The organism is Zoogloea sp., from assembly GCF_041911615.1.
Lineage (GTDB): Bacteria > Pseudomonadota > Gammaproteobacteria > Burkholderiales > Rhodocyclaceae > Zoogloea.
The window spans coordinates 1-1,668 of record NZ_JAYROR010000020.1 but is presented as its reverse complement, the minus strand read 5'-3'; the positions used below and the strand labels follow the sequence as shown (position 1 = coordinate 1,668).

The 1,668-nt window shown below is 70.0% G+C and carries 2 protein-coding genes; both read right to left on the bottom strand.

Annotated elements, in window-relative coordinates; genetic code table 11:
- Positions 1-530 (bottom strand): hypothetical protein (locus tag ACE3P2_RS02760; protein WP_374260716.1); only part of this gene is annotated, 530 nt, incomplete at its 3' end.
- A 456-nt stretch (positions 531-986) separates the two neighbouring features.
- Positions 987-1,668 (bottom strand): tRNA lysidine(34) synthetase TilS (gene tilS, locus ACE3P2_RS02755; protein ID WP_374260713.1); only part of this gene is annotated, 682 nt, incomplete at its 5' end.

The window sequence follows — 1,668 nt, the reverse complement described above, 5'->3', positions numbered from 1 at the left end:
TTGAAGTGCTGGGCGGTGAGCCACAGGAAGAGGCTGTCGTCGAGCCCCGCGGTCCACAGGTCGGCCACGGCCGAGCAGCCGTTGGCGAAGGGCCCGCCGCCCCAGTAGTCGTGTTCGTTGAGCCAGACCTTGTCGCCGAATTCCTGCAGCTCTTCCTTGGAGGCCTTGTAGCCCCAGCGAAAGCGGATCACCGGCGAGTAGTTTTCGGTGGGGGCGATGAAGTTGTTGGCCTTGCGATTGGGTCTGACGAACCCATCTTCGGTGAGCTCGGGCGTGTACTCCACCGGCTTGAGCTGACCCGCGGCCACGCAGGGGTGGGCGAGTTGGGGGTCGCAGCGCGCCATGCGGGCGTTGAGGCCTTCGCACAGGCCTCGCTCGGTGGCGTCGAACCACTCCCCGTCGGAATTGACGCCATGCACGAGAATGATGACGCCCGGCAGCTGCAGACGGGCAAACGTGAGGGCTTGACTGTGACAGGGCAGCAGGGAGAAGTAAGACTCGACGGTGGTGGCGGACGAAGGGCCAGACATGGGAGGAAACTCAGCAATACGATGGCGGAAAAAGCCGGACCGTGCGACGCCACGGGGGCGGTGGGCGGTGGGCGGAGGCGATGGCAGCCGCAGCGGCGAGACCGCGGCATGACATAAGTGTAAATCTTAACAGGTGAAAGGGGAATGGCTTTTACACCCTCGCGGCATAAAATCTGCCGCCATTCGGGTGCGTCGAGTTGGGTGCGTCGAGTTGGGTGCGTCGAGTTGGGTGCGTCGAGTTGGGTGCGTCGAGTCGGGTGCGTCGAGTCGGGTGCGTCGAGTTGGGTGCTCGGATTGATCGGGGGGCTCGGGCTGCCTCGGCAATCCGGCTCCGACACCTTCGCCAGCGGCACCCACCCATGACGCGTGCGCGTAGGGCGTTGCGGTTCCCACGCCGTCGGGACGTTGGGGCGAGGGCCGGAATACCGCCTGCCGCGCGAGGTCGCGCAGCGCTGCTCAGGCGCGCCGATTCGCGGCCGAGCCCGGCCACCGCGACCAGACCGGCACCCACCCCGCCTCACCCGGCGCACAGGCGAAGGGCGCCGCACCCCCGACACCGGCGATCCACGCCAGTTCGTCCCCCACCCACAGCAGCGGCAGCGCATCCCGCAGCCAGGGCGGCACACCAGCCTCCTGCAACAGGTTCTTGAGCGAACGCGACGGACGGGCCGGATGGCTGCGCAGGCGCTCACCGCCGGCGCGCGGGCGCAACCAGCAGGGCCGGCCGGCCAGCGCCGCCGCCGACACGCCCTGCCCTATCGTCGGCCGCCAATCCACCTGACCACCGGCCCAGGCCAGGCTCGCCTCGCCACACCACTCGACGCCCACCGGCGCGGGCGCCCAGCGCGACGACTCCAGCCACCACTCGTCGCGGTAAATGCAGATCGCCGTGCCGACCAACGGCAGGCGCAGCCCCGCCGGCGCCGTCGGGCCGCGAAACTGGCGTTCGATCTCGAGGAGGCGGTCTTCGTCGGGCATGGCCTCGCCGGCCGTGTCCAGCAGGCGCCGCAGCAGGTTGCGCAGACGCGCCGAAGACAGGGCCACGGCCCCCTGGCGGTCGAGCCGCGGCGAGGCGGGCCGCGCCAACATGGCGAGGTCGGCGTCGGCCAGCGCGTCGAGCAGGTCCGCCGCCTCGGCG